14 protein-coding genes are annotated in these 23,035 nt (G+C 36.6%); 9 read left to right on the forward strand and 5 right to left on the reverse strand.

Going from position 1 to position 23,035, the window contains the following annotated elements:
- Positions 1-12: 12 nt before the first annotated feature.
- From K8P03_RS07205 to K8P03_RS07225, 5 genes are read left to right on the forward strand one after another with little or no spacing between them, the layout of a single operon-like run.
- On the forward strand, positions 13-738 hold the full coding sequence (locus K8P03_RS07205) for a YaaA family protein (protein WP_223419867.1): 726 nt from the start codon (positions 13-15) through the stop codon (positions 736-738).
- Positions 738-1,859, forward strand: coding sequence for an exonuclease SbcCD subunit D (locus tag K8P03_RS07210; RefSeq protein ID WP_223419870.1), 1,122 nt, complete (start codon positions 738-740; stop codon positions 1,857-1,859). The genes K8P03_RS07205 and K8P03_RS07210 overlap by 1 nt, the downstream gene beginning before the upstream one ends.
- Positions 1,849-4,887 (forward strand): AAA family ATPase, encoded by a 3,039-nt coding sequence (locus tag K8P03_RS07215; RefSeq protein WP_223419872.1) that lies wholly within the window; start codon positions 1,849-1,851, stop codon positions 4,885-4,887. Before K8P03_RS07210 ends, K8P03_RS07215 begins: the two co-directional genes overlap by 11 nt.
- The gene (locus tag K8P03_RS07220; RefSeq protein WP_223419874.1) at positions 4,880-8,227 is read left to right on the forward strand and encodes a PD-(D/E)XK nuclease family protein; all 3,348 of its coding nucleotides are present in this window, start codon (positions 4,880-4,882) and stop codon (positions 8,225-8,227) included. The genes K8P03_RS07215 and K8P03_RS07220 overlap by 8 nt, the downstream gene beginning before the upstream one ends.
- Positions 8,220-11,585: a UvrD-helicase domain-containing protein gene (locus tag K8P03_RS07225; protein WP_223419876.1), complete on the forward strand. Its 3,366-nt coding sequence runs from the start codon at positions 8,220-8,222 to the stop codon at positions 11,583-11,585. Before K8P03_RS07220 ends, K8P03_RS07225 begins: the two co-directional genes overlap by 8 nt.
- A 43-nt stretch (positions 11,586-11,628) precedes the next feature.
- On the opposite strand, the gene ymfI is transcribed toward K8P03_RS07225, so the two are convergent.
- The gene (gene ymfI, locus K8P03_RS07230; protein ID WP_223419878.1) at positions 11,629-12,357 is read right to left on the reverse strand and encodes an elongation factor P 5-aminopentanone reductase; all 729 of its coding nucleotides are present in this window, start codon (positions 12,355-12,357) and stop codon (positions 11,629-11,631) included.
- A gap of 52 nt (positions 12,358-12,409) precedes the next feature.
- Between ymfI and K8P03_RS07235 the strand changes: the two genes are divergently transcribed.
- Positions 12,410-13,246, forward strand: coding sequence for an aldo/keto reductase (locus K8P03_RS07235; protein ID WP_223419879.1), 837 nt, complete (start codon positions 12,410-12,412; stop codon positions 13,244-13,246).
- 354 nt (positions 13,247-13,600) lie between these two features.
- Here the strand turns inward: K8P03_RS07235 and K8P03_RS07240 are convergent, their stop codons facing one another.
- Complete coding sequence (locus tag K8P03_RS07240) at positions 13,601-16,243, reverse strand: hypothetical protein (RefSeq protein WP_223419881.1); 2,643 nt, start codon at positions 16,241-16,243, stop codon at positions 13,601-13,603.
- Positions 16,244-16,519: 276 nt separating this feature from the next.
- Here K8P03_RS07240 and K8P03_RS07245 point away from each other — a divergent pair, with 276 nt between their 5' ends.
- Positions 16,520-17,380: a transposase gene (locus tag K8P03_RS07245; RefSeq protein WP_223419883.1), complete on the forward strand. Its 861-nt coding sequence runs from the start codon at positions 16,520-16,522 to the stop codon at positions 17,378-17,380.
- 16 nt (positions 17,381-17,396) lie between these two features.
- On the forward strand, positions 17,397-18,101 hold the full coding sequence (locus K8P03_RS07250; RefSeq protein WP_223419885.1) for a transposase: 705 nt from the start codon (positions 17,397-17,399) through the stop codon (positions 18,099-18,101).
- 170 nt (positions 18,102-18,271) lie between these two features.
- Here the strand turns inward: K8P03_RS07250 and K8P03_RS07255 are convergent, their stop codons facing one another.
- The 3 genes from K8P03_RS07255 to K8P03_RS07265 all read right to left on the reverse strand — a co-directional run bounded on the left by K8P03_RS07255 (position 18,272) and on the right by K8P03_RS07265 (position 21,112).
- Positions 18,272-18,811, reverse strand: a complete 540-nt coding sequence (locus K8P03_RS07255; RefSeq protein ID WP_223419887.1) for an NADPH-dependent FMN reductase — start codon at positions 18,809-18,811, stop codon at positions 18,272-18,274.
- Positions 18,812-18,891: 80 nt separating this feature from the next.
- Complete coding sequence (gene gltA, locus K8P03_RS07260) at positions 18,892-20,283, reverse strand: NADPH-dependent glutamate synthase (RefSeq protein WP_223419889.1); 1,392 nt, start codon at positions 20,281-20,283, stop codon at positions 18,892-18,894.
- A complete protein-coding gene (locus tag K8P03_RS07265) occupies positions 20,270-21,112 on the reverse strand; it encodes a sulfide/dihydroorotate dehydrogenase-like FAD/NAD-binding protein (protein ID WP_223419891.1) in 843 nt (280 codons plus the stop codon). The genes gltA and K8P03_RS07265 overlap by 14 nt, the downstream gene beginning before the upstream one ends.
- A 146-nt stretch (positions 21,113-21,258) precedes the next feature.
- Here K8P03_RS07265 and K8P03_RS07270 point away from each other — a divergent pair, with 146 nt between their 5' ends.
- Positions 21,259-23,034 carry an ABC transporter ATP-binding protein gene (locus K8P03_RS07270; protein ID WP_223419893.1) on the forward strand — a complete coding sequence of 592 codons (1,776 nt, stop codon included), beginning with the start codon at positions 21,259-21,261 and terminating at the stop codon, positions 23,032-23,034.
- Position 23,035 lies beyond the last annotated feature (1 nt).

The raw sequence follows: 23,035 nt of genomic DNA on the forward strand, positions 1-23,035 counted from the left end.
GAAAGGATTTTTATGAAGATTATTATTTCACCGGCTAAGAGTTTTAAACATTTTGATAATATTATTACTGAAGAGCTTTTGTTTCCTGAAAAGACTAGGATTTTGGTTGATAAAATTAAGAAGCTTTCCATGAATGAGATTGGTAACCTTAGTTTTACCAATGATAAATTAACTGAAAAAGCTTATGTTGATTACCAATACTTTGACTTTGATAGGCTTAATAATCCGGCACTTTTTTCCTATGACGGCCTTGTTTTTAAGCAGTTTAAAGTTAAAGATTTCGATGATATCCCATATTTAAATGACCACGTCTATATTATTTCAGCTCTTTATGGGCTTTTAAAGCCAATGACTGGGATTAGGGATTATAGGCTTTATTTTGACAACACCATGTACGACCTCTACGAATTTTGGGGTGACGATTTGTATAAAAAACTTTTCGAGGATGGGGATTTAGTTTTAAACCTTGCGAGCAAGGAGTATACCAAGACCATTAGGCCTTATTTGAAGGATGACGACAAGTTTTTGACTGTGGATTTTAAAGAAGTTCGCGACGGCAAATTAAAGTCAGTTGTTTCCTACATGAAGCAGGCGAGGGGTCAGATGCTTAAGGAAATTATTGCAAGGAAAATTGAGGATATTGAAGAGGTAAAAAAGCTAAATATCAATGGTTATGTCTATGACCCATATAATTCGACAGCTGATACCCTAACCTTTGTGAGAAATGGGGACAAATAATGAGACTCCTTCACTTATCAGACCTCCATATTGGAAAATCTTTGGGAAATTTTTCCTTTCTCGAAGATCAAAAATACGTTTTAGACCAGATTTTAGACATCATTAATGATAGGAAAATCGAAGCGGTAATGATTGCTGGCGATATTTTTGATACAGCGGTTGCTTCGGCTGAGGCCCTTGATTTATATAATTATTTTATAGAAAAAATCGTTTTTGACATAAAAATTCCAGTTTTGGCGATTTCCGGCAACCACGATTCTGCCAAGCGTCTTGATGTGAATAAGAGGTTTTATAAGACAAACAAATATTATCTTGCGGGGGAGTTTACAAAAGAAGTCGTGACCTTAGAAGACGAATACGGGCCAATCCACTTTTTCCTCTTGCCTTTTATGTCCCTTGCCAAGGCCAGGGTAATTCTTGGCGAGGAGATAGCAGATTTTACAGATTTGTATAGGGAAGCTTTAAAAGATTACGATTATAAAGACAGAAATGTCATAATTACCCATTGCTATGCATCAGAAATAAGCCAGGGCCTTGAAAAAGCCTACAATGAGGGCCAAAAGCCTCTGACTATCGGCGGTTCAGATTTTATGGATGCTGGTCTTTTCATGGATTTTGATTACGCCGCTTTGGGCCATCTTCACTCTGCCCATTACGTTCTTGATCCCAAAATCAGGTATTCGGGTACCTTTATGCCTTATTCCTTTGATAAAAAAGACGTAAATAAGACGGTGACAATAGTTGACTTGGGCAAAGATTCGATAGATATAGAGAAAATTCCAATCAAACTTTTAAGAGAATTTGAAGTAAGGACAGGATATTTTGACGATTTGATAAGCGAGCAGGCTAGTGATTCCTATATCAAATTTATCCTTGAAGATAAGGCCACAATCGAAAATGCCATGGCTAAATTTAAGAAGAAATTCCCAAACGCAGTCCTTATAAATTACGCATCCAGGTCTGTTTTTGCCATGGATAACGAAGAGATTAATATCGACATTGAAAATAAGTCAACTTTGGAACTTTTTGAGGACTTTGTTGCCTACAAGGATAAACGCCAGATGACAGCTGATGAAAAAACCGTCCTAGAAGACGTGATAGGGGCTATAAATGAAGGTTAGGAAGGTAAAATTAAGGGGATTTTTAACCTACAAGGACGAAATTGAAATCGACTTTACCAGGCTTTTTGAAAAGAAAATATTTTTAATCTCTGGCCCAACCGGATCAGGCAAGACCACTATTTTTGACGCCATTTCCTTTGCCCTTTATGGGGAAGTGCCTAGGGAAATTGCTATGGAAGACTTAAGGAGCGACTACCTTTCTGAAGAGGACGATTTTACCTATGTGGACTTAGAATTTGGCCTTGGGGAAAAGATTTATAAAATTGTTAGGGTCCCAAGTCAGAGGGCAGTTGAGCTTAAAAATCCAAAAAATATCGGCCACAGGGTTGAGTTTTATGATATAACAGGCGAAAAAATCCTCCTTGCTGATAAAATCAAGGAAGTGGACGATAAGGTTAAGGAAATTGTAGGCCTTGATAAGAGCCAGTTTTCAAAGGTCATGCTTCTTGCCCAGGGCCAATTTCAAAAGTTTTTGATTTCAAAATCTGACGAAAAGGCAGCCCTCTTGTCTGATATTTTTAAGACCGACGCCCAAAGGGCCATCCAGGATGAGCTTAAAACCAGGGCACTTGATAATAGGAAAAAACTTTCCCAAATTGATAAGGACCTAGAAAATGTGGTTTCCTATAATGAAATTTTGGCAGAAAAAATCACTTCTGATTTAATTTCTAAACACGATTTTAAAAGTATTTTTGAAGTAATTTCAGATATAGAAAAAACCCAGGATTCATTTTTAAAAGAAATTTTAAAATCCTTGGATAATCTAGAAAAAAGGGAAAAATCCTTAATAAGCGATCTTGAAAAGGCAAAGACCCTAAATGAAAATATTGAAAAATACCAAAGGGCGGATGGTGCCTACAAGGAATTAGAAAAAGATGAGGAAAAAAATCTCAAGATAAAAGCTGACTTGGATTTATTAGCCTACGCCCTTTCCATAAAAATTTACCAGGAAAGGCTTGAAAAAACCAAGACCGATCTAAAAGGTTTTTTGGAAAATCAAAGCAAGGCTCAAAAAGTTTTGAAAGATAAAAACCAAAGTCTAATTGACCTTGAAAAAGAAATGGAAAAGCTTCCTGAATTAAAAAATAAACTTGATCAGGATAAGATTTTACTTTCTGAAAAGGCAAAGCAAATTGCTGATTTCGAAGACTTTCTTGAGGTGAAAAAATCCTACGAATCTATAAAAGATTTGGATAAGGATTTGGAAATCCTTGGGGACAAGATTAAAGAAGACGAGAAAAAGCTTGAAGAACTCAGGAAAGCTTATGATAAGGCCAACAAGGATTTGGCTGATGTCAAGGAAGAAGACTTTGCCTACAAGGAAAAAATTTCTACCCTCAATGTAAAAATAGAAAATCTTGGCAAGGACTATAAGAAACTTGTGGAAAACAAGGCCTATGAGGAAGAGCTTAGTAAAATTGCAAAAGACCTTGAAAGCACTGAAAAACTTAAGGAAAAGGCAGACCAAGACCACGACCATATTGAAATCAACAAATTAATCGACAGGCTTAATGCCGAGGGACTTTGTCCTGTTTGTGGCAAGGCCCACACAGGAGAGAGGGAAAAATTACCTGTGGGGGATTTTGACTTAGAAAAAATCTCACAAGATCTTGCAGATTTGAAGATAAGCCTTGAAAAAACCAAGGCAATTTACGAAAAAAACCTCAAAGATCTTGGCACAGCCTATAAATTAAATGAAATTGAAAAGATAATTTCTGAAAATAAGGACTTATTAAAGACTTATGAGGACTTGGCAGATAAAAATAAGATAAAAATAAAAGATTTAAGGCAAAGTTTAAGCCAAATGGGAGAAAATGGCAAGGCCCTTAAAAATCAAAAAGAAGTAAGGGAAAAATCTTACCAAGAAATTTCTGACAAGCTTAAAAACCTGGAAGACTTAAAGATAAAATATTTGGCTGGAGAGAAGGTAATGGCAGGTCTTGACAGGGAAAAGCTTCTAGAGGAGAAAAAGACCCTAGAAGGGGAAATATCAAAGCAAGATTGTTTTATAAAAGAAAAGGAAAAAGCACATCAAGACCTAGTTTTAGCCATTTCTAAGGAAAAGTCAATCTTAACTTCCCTTGGAGAAAATGTTGCTAAGGCAGAAGAAGACCAAAAAGATTTTGAAAAAGAATTTGCAGAAAAGCTTGGCCAAAGGTTTGAAAACATAGAAACTTACCAAGGTTATTTGGCAAGAGAAGGTGAATTAAGGGCCCAAAAAGACTTTATAGAAGAATACTTCAAGAATCTTGAAAGGGAGAAAACCACTAGGGAAAACTTCCTAGAATTTAAGGATAAAAAGCCATTGGACTTAAGCGAATTTGAGGAAAATCTCAAAGAAGTCGCAAGGGAAAAAGAAATCCTCGATGGAGAAAAAATCGCCGCTGCAACTAAGCTCGATCAGAGCCAAAAAGATAGTGAAAAGATAAGAAAAATTCATGAAATATTCGATGGACTTTCAAAAACTGCCCAAATTGTATCAGCTCTTTCAGATCTCGCAAACGGGGTCACAGGGGCTGTGAAGGGGATTGAAAGGCTTGATTTTGAGACCTTTATTCTCTCTGTTTATTTTGATAGGGTCCTAAATTTTGCCAACAAGAGGTTTAATGCCATGACAGACGGCCAATTTTCAATGGTAAGAAAGACAGAGGCGACAGATGCCAGGTCAAAAATGGGTCTTGATATAGAAATCCTAGATTCAAACACAGGCAAGAAAAGGCCAGCATCAACCCTTTCTGGCGGGGAAAATTTCCTCGCAAGTCTGTCCCTTGCCCTTGGTCTTTCAGATGAAATCGGAGCGGAAAACGGGGGAATAAGGATAGATACTCTCTTTATAGACGAAGGCTTTGGCACTCTTTCTAAGGAATTTTTGGCAAATGCCATCACAACCATAGAAAAACTTTCAAAGGAAGACAGGTTTGTTGGACTAATTTCACACGTTGACGAACTCAAAGATGCTATAGAAGCAAAGATTTTAATCACATACGACCCAAGTTGTGGGTCAAGTTTGGAGATTGTAAATGATTAGACTAATAATTTCGAAGGAGGCAAGAGAGGCTAGCCTCTATCTTTACAAAAAAATTGAAGATAGGCTCGAGACAGGGAAAAAATCAATCCTAATAGTACCCGAGCAGTACACCCTAGAAACTGATATAAACTTCCTAAGATCTGTAAAATACAAGGCTGTAATGGATGCCAAGGTCCTTTCCTTTTCATCCTTTGCAAGCTTTTTTATGGACAATTTTAACCAGGGTAAGCTCGAATTTTTGAATAAAGAAGGCAAGGTTTTACTCCTTACCAATATCCTACAAGATCTCAAAGACGATCTTGATTTATTCGAAAATTCCTACCAAAATATAGACTTTATAAACTCACTTGTTGGCCTAATTTCAGCCTTTAAGGACAATAATTTTGATGATGAATTTTTTAAGTCTGTGTCAGAAAGTAATGTTTCTGAGATTTCTAAAATAAAATTTGAAGAAATAAAGCTAATCCTCGATACCTACCAAAAAGAAATTGAGGGAAAATACTTAGACAAGGAAGATATTCTTGCCTTTGTGGCAGAAAACCTTGGAAAAACTGACCTTCTTGATGGTTATGAGATTTTTATAGACAAGTTTGATTTTTTTGAAGAAAGAAAGCTTGATTTAATTTATGCCCTTTATGAAAAAGGCCTTGATATAAATGTTTCCTTAAATATAGACCCAAAATATATGAATAATCCCCTAGTAAGACCTGAGATTTTTGATAGTCCAGCAAGGACCTTTGATCTTTTTAGGGAGGGTTTCGAAACTGAACTTGTAAGTTTAGATGAAGATCCAAGGGCTGATGATCTTGACCATTTAAGGGATAATTTTGAAAAGTATAAGCCAGATGTATATGAAGAAAATCCTAAAAATATCAGGCTTTACGAATCAATTTCAACTAAGTCTGAAGTTGCAAACATGGCACTTTTGATAAATAAAATTATAAAAACTAATACCGACATCCGCTTTAAGGACATGGCAATTTATTTGACAGACGCAGACCAATATGAAAATGAGCTGATAAAAACCTTCACAAGGTATGAAATTCCAATATTTCTTGATAAACGTAGGAAGATGGCAGATAACCATATCATAAAGACTTTTTTGGCCCTTTTAAGGCTTAGGGTAAATAATTTTAGGTCTGAAGACTTATTTTATATCCTAAATTCAAAACTAATTGGTATAACAGAAGAAGATGCCGATATACTAGTGAATTTCCTAACCTACAGAAAAATCAAGGGATCTATGTTTGAAAATGACAAGTACTTTGCCATGGACGAAGATTTTTACCAAAAAAATCTGGCAAATGATCCTAAAAAAGATATAAAAATTGCTAAAAAGCGTGAGGAATACAGGATTGTAAACGAGGCAAGGGCGAGGATTTTAGGTTTGATTTATGGTCTTGATGAGAAAGACATGACAGTAAAAGACCTTGCTACAAAAATCTATAAAATGATTTCAGATCCTGGAATTAGGGCGGGAATCAACGATTTTCAGGATAAGCTCCTAGCAAATGGGGCCCTTGATGACTATAAGGAAAATGAACAGATTTGGGATGAGTTTGTAGGAACTTTAGACCAGCTTGTAATATTAATGGGCGAGAGAACCATGCCCCTAGCTAGGGTTTATAGCCTAATTGAATCGGTCGCTAGAGATGTGCAAATAGGCTTAATTCCGCCATCTAGAGACCACCTCATTGTTACAGATTTCGCCCGCGATAGGGTTTCAAACAAAAGGATAAATATTTTAATGGGCATGGATGATTCATATTTTCCATCCCAAGAGGCCAAGGACTACCTAATTAGTCCCGACGAGGCAGAAGAGCTTGAAGAAGCACAAATTGACCTTAAGCTATACGCCAAAGACCGTGATATGGCTGAGCTTTTAAGCCTTTATAAGATTATCTCAAGGTCTGATAAATTAATCTTATCTTACGCACTTTCCGACAAAGAGGGCAAGGATTTGAGCGAAAGTCTTGTAATTCGCGATATTAGAAAGATTTTCCCAAATCTTAAGAAAAATATTTTGCTTGACACAAAGGCAGATGACGCTCTTTTTGCCAAGGAAAGTCTAAAAAAATACACACTTAATATCCTAAATAAGCTAAAAAACAAGGAAAAATTATCTGAGGAGGATAAGGACCTTGGCATTGCCTTCATGGAATATTTGAGGGAGAATCCTTCAGATTTAGAAAATAAAGAAATTTACGATAAGATTAAGAAAGGTCTATTTTATAACAATAATAAGAAACCACTTGATCCAAGCATAAGGGAAGTTCTTTACAAAAAGCATGCCTATTCGGTGTCAGAAATCGAGGCCTATTCGGCATGTCCTTACAAGCACTTTATAGCCTACGGCTTAAGGCCAGATGTGGAAAAAGAATTTGATGTAGATGCTCCAGACATTGGAAATATCGTCCATAAGTCCTTTGAAGACTTGTCAAAACTAATTAAGGATATGGACCTAGAAGACGTTGATTTTGATCAAATTGACGAACTTTTGGACAATAAATTTAGGGAAGGAATTGACGAAAACCTCGATAAGGAGAGGAAGGATAATCCAAAAAATAAGTATATCCTAAAAAATATAAACCAGGCTGCCAAGAGGAATACCAGACAGATTATAGACCAGCTTAACAAGGGTGATTTCAAGCTTGAATACTTTGAAGAAGCCTTTGACAAGGGCGGATTTTTTGACCCAGTTTATGTGGATGAAGAAAATTACCTAAGGGGCAGGATAGATAGGATAGATATGGCAGGAAATCTGGTTAGGGTAATTGACTACAAGACTGGGTCAAAGGGCTATAACCTAGCCGCCATTTTAAATGGTAAGGATCTCCAGCTTATAATTTACATGATTGCAGTAAATGACGATAGGAAAAATCTAGAGCCTATCGGTGCCTTTTATATTTCCCTAAAAGACGAAATTGAAAGCTTTGGGGATTCTATTTCAGATGATGCGAAACTTGCCGCAAGTCTTGATAAGAAATTTGCCCTTGATGGGATTCTTCTTGATAGAGACGGCAAGGCCTTGACTTTGATGGATAGGGATTCAGATGGTAAAAAATCGCCAATTGTGGTTGGTAGACGCAATTATAAGATAAGCGAAGAAGATTTCAAAAACCTAACCACATATATAAAAAATATGGTAAAAGACTTGGTCAAAGACATCAAGGCTGGGAAAATCAATCTCGCTCCTCTTAGGGAAAGCAAGGACAAAACTGCCTGTACCTATTGCGATTACAAGGGGATTTGCAAGTTTGATAAGACCATAGATACTTTTAGGTTTAGGGACTTTGACAGGAGTTTAAGCTTGGATAATTTGGAGGCTAAAAATGACTGAACTTAAGTTAACCGACGGGCAGAGGACCGCGATTTACGAAAGAGATAAAAATATAATAGTATCAGCCGCCGCAGGTTCTGGAAAGACCATGGTCCTTGTAAACAGGGTGATTTCAATGATGGTAGAAGAAGGCATCGACATCGATAAGATGATAATTGTAACCTTCACTAACAAGAGTGCCCAAGACATGAAGGATAAGATAAGAGAAGCTCTCGAAAAAAGGGCGGATGACTTTGATCCAACCTTTATAAAAAGGCAATTTAAACTCCTAAAACTTGCCCAAATCAAGACTCTCCACTCTTTTTGCTCTGATATGCTAAGGGAAAATTTCTATTATCTAGAAAATCTCAGCCCGAATTTCAAGGTCATGCCTGATTCTACAGGGAAAATCTACATGGCCGATGCTATTGATGAGGTTTTTGACAGGGAATATGAGAAAATGGACGATGATTTTGTCCCTTTCTTGCAAAACTTTTCTGGTGAGAGGTCAGATTATAATGCAAAACAAATTATTCTTTTAACCTACCAAAAAATCGTGGGTATGATTGATGGAATGGGATGGCTAAAAGAAGCCAAAAACAAGGGAGAAAACCTCGATTATTTCAAAGATTTTATTAAAAACAAGTTTGATTTGATTTTAAAAACAATTGAAAATCTAGGAGCTAGGCTAAACCCAGACCTTCCAGCATCAGCTGTAAATTTGATAGCAAGTGATTATGAAATGCTTGCTTCTATCAGAAATCAGATTGATAATTGGGATGATTTTCCAAAGGCTCTTGCAAGTAAAAAATATGCGACCTTTGCCAAAAAGATCAAAACTGAGATAGGCGATGATGACCTGGTTAATGAAATAAATGCTGCAAGGGATGCCTATAAGGCCGCTGTCAAAGACCTTGAGGCCATGATTACAAATACCGATTCCAAGGCCCTTGATTTTATAAATGCCAAAGAAGAGGTACTTTTTAGGGAGATTTATAAACTTACAAAAGATTTCAAAGAGACTTTTGATTCTAAAAAAAGAGCCAAGGACTACCTTGATTTCAATGACTTAGAACATGAATTTATAAGGCTCCTTGACAATGAAACCGCCAGGGAAAAGCTAAAAACTAAGTATAAGTACATTTTCTTTGACGAATACCAAGACTCAAACGAAATCCAAAATTATATAGTAGATAAATTAAAATCTGACAGAAACCTATTTTTTGTAGGCGATGTCAAGCAATCAATTTACGGTTTTAGGAGGGCAAGGCCTGATTTATTTATAGAAAAACTCGATTCTTACGAAAAAGATCAAGATTCTATGAGGATAAATCTTAATGAAAACTTCAGGACCGATAAGTTAATTCTCGATTTTAATAACTATATTTTTGATAGGCTCATGACCAAAGACATGGCCGATATTGACTACAAAAATGGCGGCCACAGGCTAAATTATGGCAAGGAAGAAAAGGACCTTCTGGATTCTGCTAGAGTTGGAATGAAAGTACTTAGCCCAGATGTTAAGGAAGAAATCTATCTAACAAGTCTAATCAAGGACTTAATCGCAGAAGGCTACGAGTACAGGGATATAGCCATTCTTCTTAGAAACGGAACTGAATCCTACAAGTACGAAGAAGCCTTCAAAAAGGCAGATATTCCTTATTTTAACGATATTTCCAAGGTTTCAACCCAAGCGTCTGAAGTTGGATTTTTCATTAACTTATTAAAATATCTGACAAATCCAAATGACGACCTTGTTTTGCTTGCGATTTTAAGATCTGTAATCTTTGATATAGACGAAAATGACCTGGCGAAAATCAAGCTAGCATCTGATTCCTATAAGTTTTATGAGGCTTTCAATGCCTATGACAATGACGATGAGGTCGGAGAAAAAATCAAATCTTTTAAGGCTTTGATTGAGGATTTGAAGGATAAGCTCGCCATTTTAAACTTATACGACTTTGCAAATTATCTTTTTGAAAAATCTGGCCTCTATGATTTTCTTCTAGCAAGAGATTTGGCAGAAGATAGGATAAATAATATTGAATCGGTAATCGAATTAATGGCTGATTATGATGCTGCAAACGACAACGGCCTATATGGTTTTGTAAGCTTTTTTAATAATTTGGAATCAACCAGGTCTGACTCAATTAGCCCAACCCGTGACCTTTCAGAAGGTGAGGACTTGGTTAGGATTATGACAGTTCATAAGTCCAAGGGCCTTGAATTTAGAATTGTAATCCTTGCTGGAGCTGACAAGGGCTTTAATAATAGGACAGATTCAATAATTTTTGATGAAAAAATCGGGATTGGTATAAATGTTGCCGACTATGATAAAAAGATTAAAATTCCAAGTATAAATAGGAAGTTAATTATCGAAAAATCAAGGGAAGATGACAAGAAAGAGGAGATGAGAATACTCTATGTTGCCCTAACCCGTGCAGAAGAAAGGCTATACATTACAGGCAATTTCGATAAGACCGACAAGGCTATGGACAAGGTCTACAAAAATGAATCTTATCTTTCCCTAAATTCTCACATGGAATGGCTACTAGCTGTTCTTTCCTTTGATGGAATTACAAGCGGATTTTTCACTGGAATTGAAAAAGAGTCCGCCTTTGATAAAAGAATTTCCTTTGATTTTATAGAAGAAGTCGCTGATTTAAAAGCAAACCAAGATGAGAATCTTTTTGATCTTTTAAATGAAAAGGCAGATAAGGATATTTTTGAGAAAATCAAAGATTATTTGGAATTTGCCTATCCAGGTCAAGATGATATAGGTAAAAGCCTTAAAAAATCTGTAACAGAACTTGCCAAGGATTTTAACAAGGAAAGTGAAGGCTACCAAACTTTTGATGCGGAAGGCACAAGTGGCAATATTTCCTTTAAGAAACCAAGTTTTATGGAAGAGGAAAAAACCTACAGCCCAACCGAAAAGGGAAGCCTAATCCACAAGGTCTTCCAAAAACTTCCGATGAAGGCCTACACAGAAAAAGACCTTGAAGATGAGCTAAATATCTTAATCGAAAAGAAAATTTTTGATGAGAAAATCAAGGAAATAATTGATTTTGATAAGCTCATGAGTTTTTATCAAAGCGATTTGATTAGGAAGTTGATTGACGAGAATGTTCCAAAAAGATCAGAGGAATCCTTCCTCATGGCCTATGACGGATACTATGTAAATGGCCAGATCGACCTGATTTTTGAGGATAAAGATTCGGTAATATTAATTGACTTTAAGACTGACATGGTAAAAAGAGAAGAAGCCTATAAGACCCAGCTTAGTATCTACAAGGAAGCAATTGAGGAAGCCTTGGGCAAGAAAGTAGGGAAGTCCCTAATTTATTGGTACAATTTTAAAGAATTCCAAGAAATGTAAAAAAAGCTAGGATAGAGGGAAAATCCTCATCCTAGCTTTTTTGTTAATAAAATCCACCATTTATATCGACAATTGAACCTGTGATATAGGAAGCCTCGTCTGAGATTAAAAAGGTAACAAGGTCTGCGATTTCTTTTGGATTTGCAAAACGGCCCAAACCAATATCTTCCTTAATCAAATCGAGCTCTCTCTCGCTATAGTCGTTTTTCATCATATCTGTAAGGACAACTCCAGGGGCTACGGCATTTACCCTGATATTTGACGGAGCAAGTTCCTTTGAAAGGGCCTTGGTAAAGGTGTTAACACCACCCTTAGTAGCTGAATAGCAAGCTTCAAGGGCTGCGCCTTCCTTTCCCCAAATAGAAGAAATATTTATAATGACCCCGTTTTTCTCGCTTATCATTGGCCCAAGGGCCCTTTTTGTCGCAAGAAAAACTGAGTTAAGATTGGTATTTACCATTTCCTGCCATTTTTCAAAGTCCATATCCTGGATAAGACCGACATAGGATTTGCCTGCGTTGTTTATTAAAATATCAACATGGCCAAAATTTTCTTCGGCAGTTTTAAAAAGATAGTCTACCTCATCTTCCTTTGTCATATCGGCCTTAACTGCGATTACATAGGGATTAATTTGCCTTAATTCTTCTAAAAGAGCAAGGGCAGGCTCTTCCGAATTATTATAATTTATTACGATTTTATAAGATTTGGCAAGTCTTCTAGCGATAGCCGCCCCAATTCCCCTAGAAGAGCCAGTTATTAATGCTGTTTTCATATTATTTATTATATCATATGGGTATATAAATAGTAAGAAAAAAGGAGAGATTATGAAATATTTTAGGTTAAATAATGGAAGTAAAGTGCCAGCTATTGGCTTTGGCACCTTTAAAATTACTGAAGAAGCCGATATGGAACTTGCCATTGGTAAGGCAGTAGAAGAAGGTTATAGGTATTTTGATACTGCGAAATATTACGAAAATGAAAAGATTTTAGGAAAATATTTGAAAGAAACTGGCCTAAAAAGGGAAGAATATCAAGTTGCAACTAAGGTGTGGCCATCATCTTTTGATACAGATGATTGTAAGAGGAGTCTAGATGAATCTTTGGAAGATCTTGACCTAGGTTACATAGATTTTGCGCTTTTGCATTGGTATGGCAAAGATTTTGATAAAGCTTGGGAAGTTTTTAGGGACTACAGGGACCAGGGTCTTGTAAAAGCCATCGGAGTTTGTAATTTCTCCATTGATCAGATGACAGAACTAATAAATCTAGGAGAAAAACCAGTCCTTGACCAACTTGAAAGCCATCTTTACCTACAAGACTATAAAACTGTTGAATTTTTAAAGGAAAATGGAATTCTCCACCAGGCCTGGGGTCCACTTTCTCAGGGAAAATCTAACTTGCTTGATGAAAAAATCCTTAAGGAAATAGGGGATAAGTATGGCAAGAGCCCTGCCCAAATTGCCCTAAAATGGAATATTGATAGGGGAACTATGGTCCTTGTTAAATCTTCAAATGAGGGAAGGATTAAGGAAAATATCTCGATTTTTGACTTTGACCTTAGCCAAGAGGACATGAACGCTCTTGCCAGCCTTGATAGGAAGGAAAGATTTTCTAATGACCCAGAAAATAAGGAGTGGCTTGATAAGATAAGAAGAGGATAAAGAAAAGGGAGCTGTTGCAAATTGTGAATAATTATCGTCCCATCATCATAGGGTTATATCTCAAATTTTGCCTCTTAGAGCCGGCAGTCCACTTTAATCCCGCCGGCTCATAGGTGCGAAACTTCACGAGAAAATAGCCTGTCGGCTTATTGAGACCCCCTGATGATATTGGATCGATTTATTCATTCTGAAACAGTCCCTTTTTTGAGCAATAACAAATTTTTTCCGATAAGATAATTAACGTTTCATAAATGTAATACCATTTTCAAAATTTAAGCAAAATCTTTTTAACAAAAAACCCAAGCTATTCTCAAGCTTGGGAAATTTTATTTGTTGTTTGAGTTAGCCTGAACTTTACATAAGACTTTTAAAATCAGGATTCATTTTTATGAGCAATATTTCAGCTTTTTGTCTTAATTTTTCTGACTGTTCGATTAATTTTAAGAGGTCTGTTCTGATGTTTTTTGTTTTCTCAGGACAATTTTCTAATAACCAAACAGCTGCCTTTGATGTTATAACAGATCTTTCATAGGCTTCTTTTAGTTTGTTATATTTTTCTCTGTCAAAATTTTTGCTTTTACTTTCATTTAAAAAGTAATCTGGCAAATAATCTACTTGGTAATTTGAATAGTGGTTTTTCTCTCCAGTCCTGTCTGGTTTTATCGGGCCTTTATCTTTGTCTTTACCAGAATTTGGATTCTTATTTTCTTCTTTTTTGCCTCCACCATTTTCAGTTTTGGAGTTTTCAGTATTAGACTTTTGGTTTATAGGTTTATCTTTGTTTTCTGTTAGAGCATCGCTTATAGTTTTTAAAGTATTATCAGAAATTTTTTGGGTTCCACTCCAGTAGTCTTCTGGGATAATTAGGTCAGAATTTGTAGTTTTTTTGCCGTCAATTGCAATACCCTTTGTGCCTTCAAATTTTATCTTGTCGGATTCTACTGCTTTGGCAGGATTTTTTGAGCTATTGCCGCCCCTAATATAAGCGGTGCTTACAGATATAGAACCATGGCCTGATACGCCAGATCCACCTTTTTTGCCTGAGCCAGATCCGCCTATAGCTACGAGTTTGCCCTTGCCGGTCACATTTCCGCCATCAAGCTTTAGACCGTCTCCACCAACAGATGTGAGAGCGTATACACCGCCGCCAAATAGGTTTAGGGATGAGTTTTCTGTTATTTCTAGGTTTCCATTTGGGCCCACTTCTAGGGCTGGCTGACCAGATTTACCATATGTTGCTTGCTCGTCGCCTCTTACGGAAACTTCGCCTTCTATCCTAGCTCTACCTTCTACCTTTATGATTGGCTTGTCATTTGTGTTTACAATCTTGCCTTGGGCAGCGGAGTTTGTATTTGAGTAAATAGAAGAATTTCCAAGAATAGCCCCGTCTTTTAGGACAACTTGGCCCCAAATTGATGCGCCAGTTGTAATTTTGTCATCGTGTGGGTTGTAATTTACATTTAATTTTCCACTATTAGAAACTTCGATCTTGCCAAAGACTACAGAGTCATCTAAGTTTAGGATTCCGCCGTCTTTTACAATTATTTTTACAGATCCAAGGATTTTCATGTTTTTGAAGGTGAGGTTGGCTCCTTGGCCTACAACTAGGGTTTGGGTTGGCTCATCAATGGTCTCAAAACCTAACTCTCCATAGGTGCCAGATTGGTGAGATCCAAACCATGCCTTGAGGTCTTTTCGCACATTTACAATATTGTTTGAGTCATTGAATTTTGTGATTTTCCATGGACTCATTTCCCACATATATTTTTTATCTTGAGTTTGGATGAATTTAGCTTTTGATAAAAGCTCTTCTAGGCTTTGCTCTCCTAGGTTATGGACTTCTACTTCAGCTTCATTTGATTCCACTTTCTTTCCACGAATATCAGTTGCACTTATTTTTATTTTGAAAGTACCTGTCTTTGTTGGGCTTCCGCCAAGGATTATAGAACCATGGGCGAAGTTTGCCTCTATGCCTGTATTTTCATCTACAACAACAGCTTTGACTTCGTTAAATTCATTGCCCCTGTCTTCTAGTTTTTTCCAATCATCCTCGCTAGGCTTTTCTTTGTCTGTGTACTCTACGGATACAGCATTAGGATTGTTTGAAACTGAGACGCTACCGCCAGAAAAACCGTCTAACTTTGTCTGACCCACTAAAAGATTGTCAAACTTTCCTACTAGTCTTATTTGGTAGGTCACATCCTTTTTATTCTTGTTATCAACAAGTTTTTTATCCTTGTATAAGTAATTGTATTCTATTCCATCGTAGGTAATGGAAAGCGAATCATTGTTATTTAGCCCAACTATGCAGAGATCACCATCCATTGAAAAAGCATAGGTATTATTGCCAAAAACGGATGAAGGAGATGAGGTTTCTGTTTGAGTCTTGCCATTAATAATTATTTTTTCAAGTTTATTTTTATCGACCTTTCTCCCATCTGCTAAACCCAAGATATTTTTTCCAAAGGTTTCTTTATAGCTAAAGGCTATTTCATCAGTTTTTCCAGGATCTGGCTCTTCATTATTTTGTGGATCTTCTTTTTCTGCGCCTATGTTTTCTTCTTTGATAGAATTTTTATCTATAAGATTATCGTCCCATGCATAAGGATTTTTTATTGTAAAAGATAAGATCTTTTTATCTGATTTTATGACAACCTTGTCACCTTCATCCAGTTTAGTGAAAACTATAGAAAATTCATCGCCATTTTCTCCTTTGGATAGGTAATAAACTCCCCTGTTTTTTGGTCTACTATTGCTAGGGTCTTCGCTCCAGGCTGATCCTTTAACCTCTACACTTTTTATATTATTTATAAATTCGTGGTCTAAAATAATTGTATTTGTCGCAAATCCACCCCTAGATCCCTTTATCAAACTAGGGCTATCAGCAAAGGCTACTAGGTTAAAATTATTTTGACCTATCTGTCTTTCTATATTTGTATTTGCCAAAATCACACCTGATAGGGCCAGGCAGATGGCTATTTTTTGTCTTTTTTTCATAAAATCTCCTTGAATAATAATTTGCGATTATGATAATCATTATTAATCGCTCCAGCTAATTATAAACTATATCAATCAAGATTGCAAGGATTTTATCAGTTTTTATAGATAGATATCATTAAATACTAATTTCGTTAAATTTTCAATTAGAAAGTAAAATTGAAAAGTCTCTGTATTAGAGTAAAGTTTAAAAAGAAGGGGCTGTTGCAAAAGTCCCAGTATAGAAAAAAGACGAGGAAACTAAACATCCTCGTCTTTTTCTGATACAATGTATTTATGAAAACAAGTAAAAATACAATATCATTAACTAATTTTACACTAGTTGATGATACAATTCAATTAAAATTAAACTTTAACACAGAAGTATACATCCAAGATGACATAAAACTAAGGCTTGTAAAAAATATAATTGAAAGGATAGACCTAACAGAATTAAGAAAAGTCTACTCATCATTTGGGAGAAAACCTAGTGTAAATCCAGTAACAATGCTTCAAATAATAATATTCTGCTACTCTGAAGGAATATTCTCATCAAGAGAAATAGAAAAATCATGCAAATATGATCTAAGAATAAAATATCTTCTTGATGGTCAAAATCCACCAGACCATAGCACAATCAATAGATTTAGACAAAAAATAGTAAATCTAACACCTAACCTACTAAGTCAACTAGTAGAAATACTAATAAAAGAAAAGCAAATAGACCTATCAAGTATATACATAGATGGAACAAAAATAGAAGCTTATGCCAACAGATATAGTTTTGTATGGAGAGGAAGCACAGAAAAATGGCAAGAAAAACTAAGAATTAGAATAATAAAGCACTTCAATTTAAATAAAGACCTAACACCATCCCAAGTATTAGAAGTAGTAAAAATAGTATTTAATCAAGTAAGTAAAGAATGTAGAGAAAAGAAAATAAACTTCGTACATGGTCAAGGAAAAAGAAAACACCAACTTCAACGAGAATATGAACAACTAAAAGATTGGAAAAACAAGTTAGAAACTTATCAAGAACACCTAGAAATAATGGGAGATTACAGAAACTCCTACTCAAAAACAGACCATGACGCAACCTTCATGAGAATGAAAGAAGACCATATGAGAAACGGTCAACTAAAACCAGCATATAATTAACTAGCCCGTCCGGCTCGTGGAGGACCTTGCAAGTGCATCAGGCTTTATCATAGGAGAAAATGTATCCCACCATCCAAATGACATCTACACCCTAAAACCATTCTTAACAAAACTACTAAAAAGTTATCCAAACAAACTAGATAAAATAGTAGCAGACGCAGGATACGAAAGCGAAGAAAACTATGTATACCTAGCAGAACATAATCTAACATCCTACATAAAACCTTCAAACTACGATCAATCCAAAACACGAAAATATAAAAAAGAACAAGAATTTAGAAAAAGCCTAGTCTATGATGAAACCCAAGACAAATACATATCAAAAGAAGGCAAAGAATTCATAAGATCCAATGATAGATACAGTAAAAGAAAAAGGGGATATGTAACAACTACAAAAGTATACAGGTGTTTTGACTGGAATAAAGATGGTCAAAAAACTAAAGGGATCTACATAGCAGAAACATTTCAAAAATATAGGAAAGAATCATTAGAAAACATAATATCCGACCAGGGAATAGAAGAAAGACTAAACAGGTCTATTCAAGCTGAGGGAGCTTTTTCCAAAATAAAATCAGGACTAAACTACAACAGATTCCACCATAGAGGAAAAGAAAATATAATAAGCGAAATATGCCTACTTTCTATTGCATTAAACTTAAATAAACTGGCATCAAAAATAGAAAATAAGAACTTAGAAATTATAAAATACAAAGCTGCTTAGGAAAAAAATATTCATGATAGATAGCTTTATTAAGTGACCCTAATTTTAATAAAAATGTGGAAAATTTATTCTTATCTTAAAAAACTCTATAAAAATTAATGGCTTGATACAAATACACAAGAAAAAAAGTGATGAGCAGAATAGATTTACCTATTCTGCATCACCTTTTTTTAGTCTACAAATTTTTTAGCAAAGTCTACGAAGGCATCGCAGGCACTTTTTACAAATGGTCTTGTTTCTTCGATAAGTTTTCCATCCTTATCAAATAATTCGTTAATCTTAGCTAGGTATACTTCTGGCTTGCTCATTGCTATGAGGTCTACACAAGTAAAGGATTGCTTTAGGGCAAGGTTACTTGATACCCCACCCATTGTACCGATTGTAGAGCTAAAAACTGTAGCTGGCTTTCCAGCCCATAGGTTTCCTTCTGGCCCACGAGATGCAATGTCAATTGCATTTTTTAAGACTGGGGCTAGGGACCTGTTGTATTCTGGTGTTATAAAGATAAAGGCGTCACATTTTTTGACATCTTCTCTAAGTTTAATGTAGGCAGGGTGAATTTCGCCCATGTCTAGGTCTTGGTTATAAAAAGGTGTTTCGCTTAAATCTATCATATATGTTTCAACATCTAGAAGTTCTGCAACTTCCTTGGCAAGCTTTTTATTCCATGAATTTTTTCTAAGTGATCCTACTAATAATCCTATTTTCATTGATAAATCCTTTCTTTTTTATTTATTTAATTTATACCCTAAAGTCTAAGATATAAGCAAAAAGAGCTAGCCCTATATAATTAATCATTTTTATTTCTTATATATTTATCAATGTTTGCTGCGGCCTTTTTGCCGGCTCCCATGGCTAGGATTACTGTGGCTGCGCCTGAAACAGCGTCACCTCCTGCAAAGACTCCGTCCTTGCTGGTCATGGTGGTATCGTCAATTATAATTCCGCCCCAAGATTCGGTTTTTATATCTGGATTGGTGTGCTTGATTAGTGGGTTTGGTGATTGGCCGATTGAAACAATTACTGATTCAAATTCAACTTCTTCGAATTTTCCTGTTGCAACTGGTCTTCTTCTGCCTGAAGCATCAGGTTCGCCGAGTTCCATTTTCTCAACCTTTACAGCCTTAACCCAACCATTTTCGCCAATAATTTCTACTGGGTTGTGGAGGTTCATAAAATTAATGCCTTCTTCTATGGCGTGGTGGCTTTCTTCTGCCCTTGCTGGCATTTCCTCAAAACTCCTACGATATACAACTGTCACATCAGCCCCAAGTCTTTTTGCAGATCTTGCAGCGTCCATGGCCACGTTTCCGCCACCAACTACGCAGACTTTCTTGCCCACATGGACTGGTGTGTCGTATTTTGGAAACTTATAGGCTTTCATAAGGTTCATACGGGTTAAAAATTCATTTGCAGAATAAACTCCATTTAGGTTTTCACCTGGAATGCCCAAAAACTTTGGAAGTCCAGCACCAGATGCAATGTAAATTGCCTCATAGCCCTGATCATAGAGGTCCTCAATTGAAAGGGTCCTGCCAACTATTGTGTTGGTTTTAAGTTTTACTCCAAGTCCGATTACGTTTTTAAGCTCTGTATTTACAAGTTTTTTTGGAAGCCTAAATTCAGGAATTCCATACATCAAAACCCCGCCTGCTGTGTGGAAGGCATCAAAAAGTGTTACCTTATAGCCTAGTTTTGCAAGATCTGCAGCAGCAGTTAGGCCAGATGGGCCTGCACCAACCACAGCGACTTTTTCCTTGTTAGCGTAAACTTCAACTGGTTTTTTATATTTTTTGTTGTTGTGATAATCTGCGACAAATCTCTCGAGCCTGCCTATTCCAACAGGTTCGCCCTTGATTCCTCTTGTACAAACGCCTTCGCATTGGTTTTCTTGTGGGCAAACTCTTCCGCAAATGGCTGGAAGGTTGTTGGTTTCAGCGATTTTTTCGTAGGCGCTATCAAGGTCGCCGTCAACTATAAATTGGATAAATTCAGGAATTTTTACGGAAACAGGACAGCCAGAAACACAAGGCTGGTTCTTGCAGTGGACACACCTAGTGGCTTCTTCTAGGGCCATTTCTGCGGTATAGCCTGTGGCAACTTCGTCAAAATTTTTATTTCTAATATTTGGGTCCTGTTCAGGCATCTTTACTTTTTCATTTGACATATTAAATTTTGCCATTTCTTACCTCCCCAGTTAGGTTGCAAATGTGTTCTCTTTCCTCTGTGGCGTAGTTTCTTGACCTATTCATGGCCTCATCAAAATCTACCAAAAATCCATCGAAATCAGGTCCGTCAACGCAGGCAAATTTCATTTCTCCGCCAACAGTAAGTCTGCAACACCCGCACATACCTGTGCCGTCAACCATAATTGAGTTCATAGACACAGTTGTTGGTATATCATGGACTTTGGTAATGTTAACCACATTTTTCATCATGATAGCAGGGCCAATAGTAAGGACGTGGTCGTAGATTTTTCCTTCATTTAAAAGGTTTTCTAAAACTTGGGTTACAAAACCCTGTCTGCCGTAAGATCCGTCATCGGTTGTTATGTAAAGATTATCCGAACAATTTTCAAGTTCATCTTCAAGAATGATTATGTCCTTATTTTTAAAACCCATGATGACATCAACATTGGCTCCGATTTCGTGGAGATATTTGGCCTGTGGATAGGCAATTGCAGTTCCAAGACCGCCGCCGATTACGCAGATATTTTTCCCCTTCAAATCGTCTAATTCAGTAGGTTTGCCAAGGGGACCTACGAAGTCTAAAAATCCATCCCCAGCCTTAAGGCCGTTCATTCTCATAGTTGTGCCGCCAACGACTTGGACGATTATTGTAACATTTTCTCCGTCGACTCCTGAAATGGTAAAAGGCACTCTTTCGCCCCTTTCATCGAGCCTTAGGATTATAAATTGGCCAGGCAGAGCTTTTTTTGCAATCTCTGGGGCCTTCACAACAAACTTGATGGTTGTATCATTCAAATTTGTTTTTTCTATTATTCTTGCCATAAGTCCTCCTTTAGACAAAGATTTATATCTTTAATTATAACATACTTCACAATAATAAATATGTAAAAATTGAAAGGCAAGGAAAGGTGAATTATTTATAAAATATAGTATTATAGACCTATTGAGATAAAAAAGAAGGGAGTATTATGGAAAAAAATCAAAGAAAATACACAAACAAATACCTCCTAAAAAAGTTCATACCTTATTATGGACCTTACAGGAAGGTTTTAACCATAGATTTGTTGGCAGCAGCCTTTACAACAGTATCTGAGCTAATCTTGCCACTTTTATTATCCTACCTTACAGACTGGGCACAAATAGGCGTCCTTGATGCGCCAAGGATAGTGAAAGTTGCTATAATTTATGCCATAACAAAGGCGGTTTCAGTCATAGCTAGGTATTTCATGCAGTCTATGGGCCACATCATGGGGGCATCGATCGAAAGAGACATGAGAAAAGACGTCTTCAACCACCTCATGGAAATGGATACAGAATTTTTTAATGAAGCAAAAATCGGCCAGCTAATGACCAGGCTTACCTCTGATTTGTTTGAAATTACAGAATTTGCCCACCACGTTCCTGAGGAATTCCTAGTTGGGGCCATCAAGCTAATAATTTCCTTTATAGTCTTATTGACAATAGATTGGAAATTAGCCCTAGTAATCTATATCCTAATCCCACTAATGTACGTTGTTTCAAGGAAGTCTAGGGCCAAATTTAGGCGAGCTACAAAAAATTCTAAGAAACAAATAGGGGAAATAAATGCAGGCGTGGAAGATACCCTACTTGGCATCAGCGTTGTAAAATCTTTTGCCAATGAAAATATTGAAAAATCCAAATTTGCCAAGGAAAACGACAAGTTTGCTGACATCAAGGCCGACCAATATTACAACATGGCCAAATATTTTATGGTCAAGGACACTTTTTCAGGCCTCATGTATTTGGTTTTAATTGTAATCGGTGGTCTACTTGTAATAAATAAAGAAATCACCCCAGGTGACCTAATCGCCTTTACCATGTATCTAAATATGTTAGTTGCAACCATTGAAAGGCTTATAAACTTCACCGACACCTATGAAAGAGGGACAACCGGTATAGAACGCTTTATCGAAATCATGAGCCTTGATAGGGATATTTTTGACGCAGAAAACCCAGAAACCCTAGCAGACGTTAAGGGTAAGATCGAATTTGACGGGGTATCTTTTAAATATCCAAACTCAGCAGAAAATGAACCTTATGTCCTAGAAGACATGTCCTTTAAAATTGATGTTGGGGAAAATATTGCCCTAGTCGGTCCGTCAGGAGCAGGAAAGACCACAATTTCAAAGCTAATCCCAAGATTTTACGATGTAAATGAAGGGGAAATTAGGATTGATAATACAAATATCAAGGACCTTTCAATTGATTCTTTGAGAAACAATATTGGAATCGTCCAGCAAGATGTTTACCTATTTTCAGGCACAGTTAGGGAAAATATCGCCTACGGCAAGGAAGATGCCACAGAAGCAGAAATCAAGGAAGCAGCAAGGCTTGCAGGTGCAGATGAATTTATAAAAGATTTGCCAAATGGCCTTGACACCTATATAGGCGAGCGTGGAGTGAAATTATCCGGAGGGCAAAAGCAAAGAATATCAATAGCCAGAGTCTTCCTCAAAAACCCACCAATCCTAATTCTAGATGAGGCAACCAGTGCCCTAGACAATAAGAGCGAGGCTATAGTCCAAGCCTCATTAGAAAAACTATCAAAGGGTAGGACAACCCTAACAATCGCCCACAGGCTATCAACCATCATCAACGCCGATGAAATCATAGTCCTAACCTACGACGGCATAGTAGAAAGAGGCAACCACAAAGACCTCCTAGCCAAAAAGGGAGTCTACTACAACCTATACAATTCAAATAACACAGATTTATTCGGCTAAA

Source organism: Anaerococcus murdochii (genome assembly GCF_019957155.1).
Lineage (GTDB): Bacteria > Bacillota > Clostridia > Tissierellales > Peptoniphilaceae > Anaerococcus > Anaerococcus murdochii.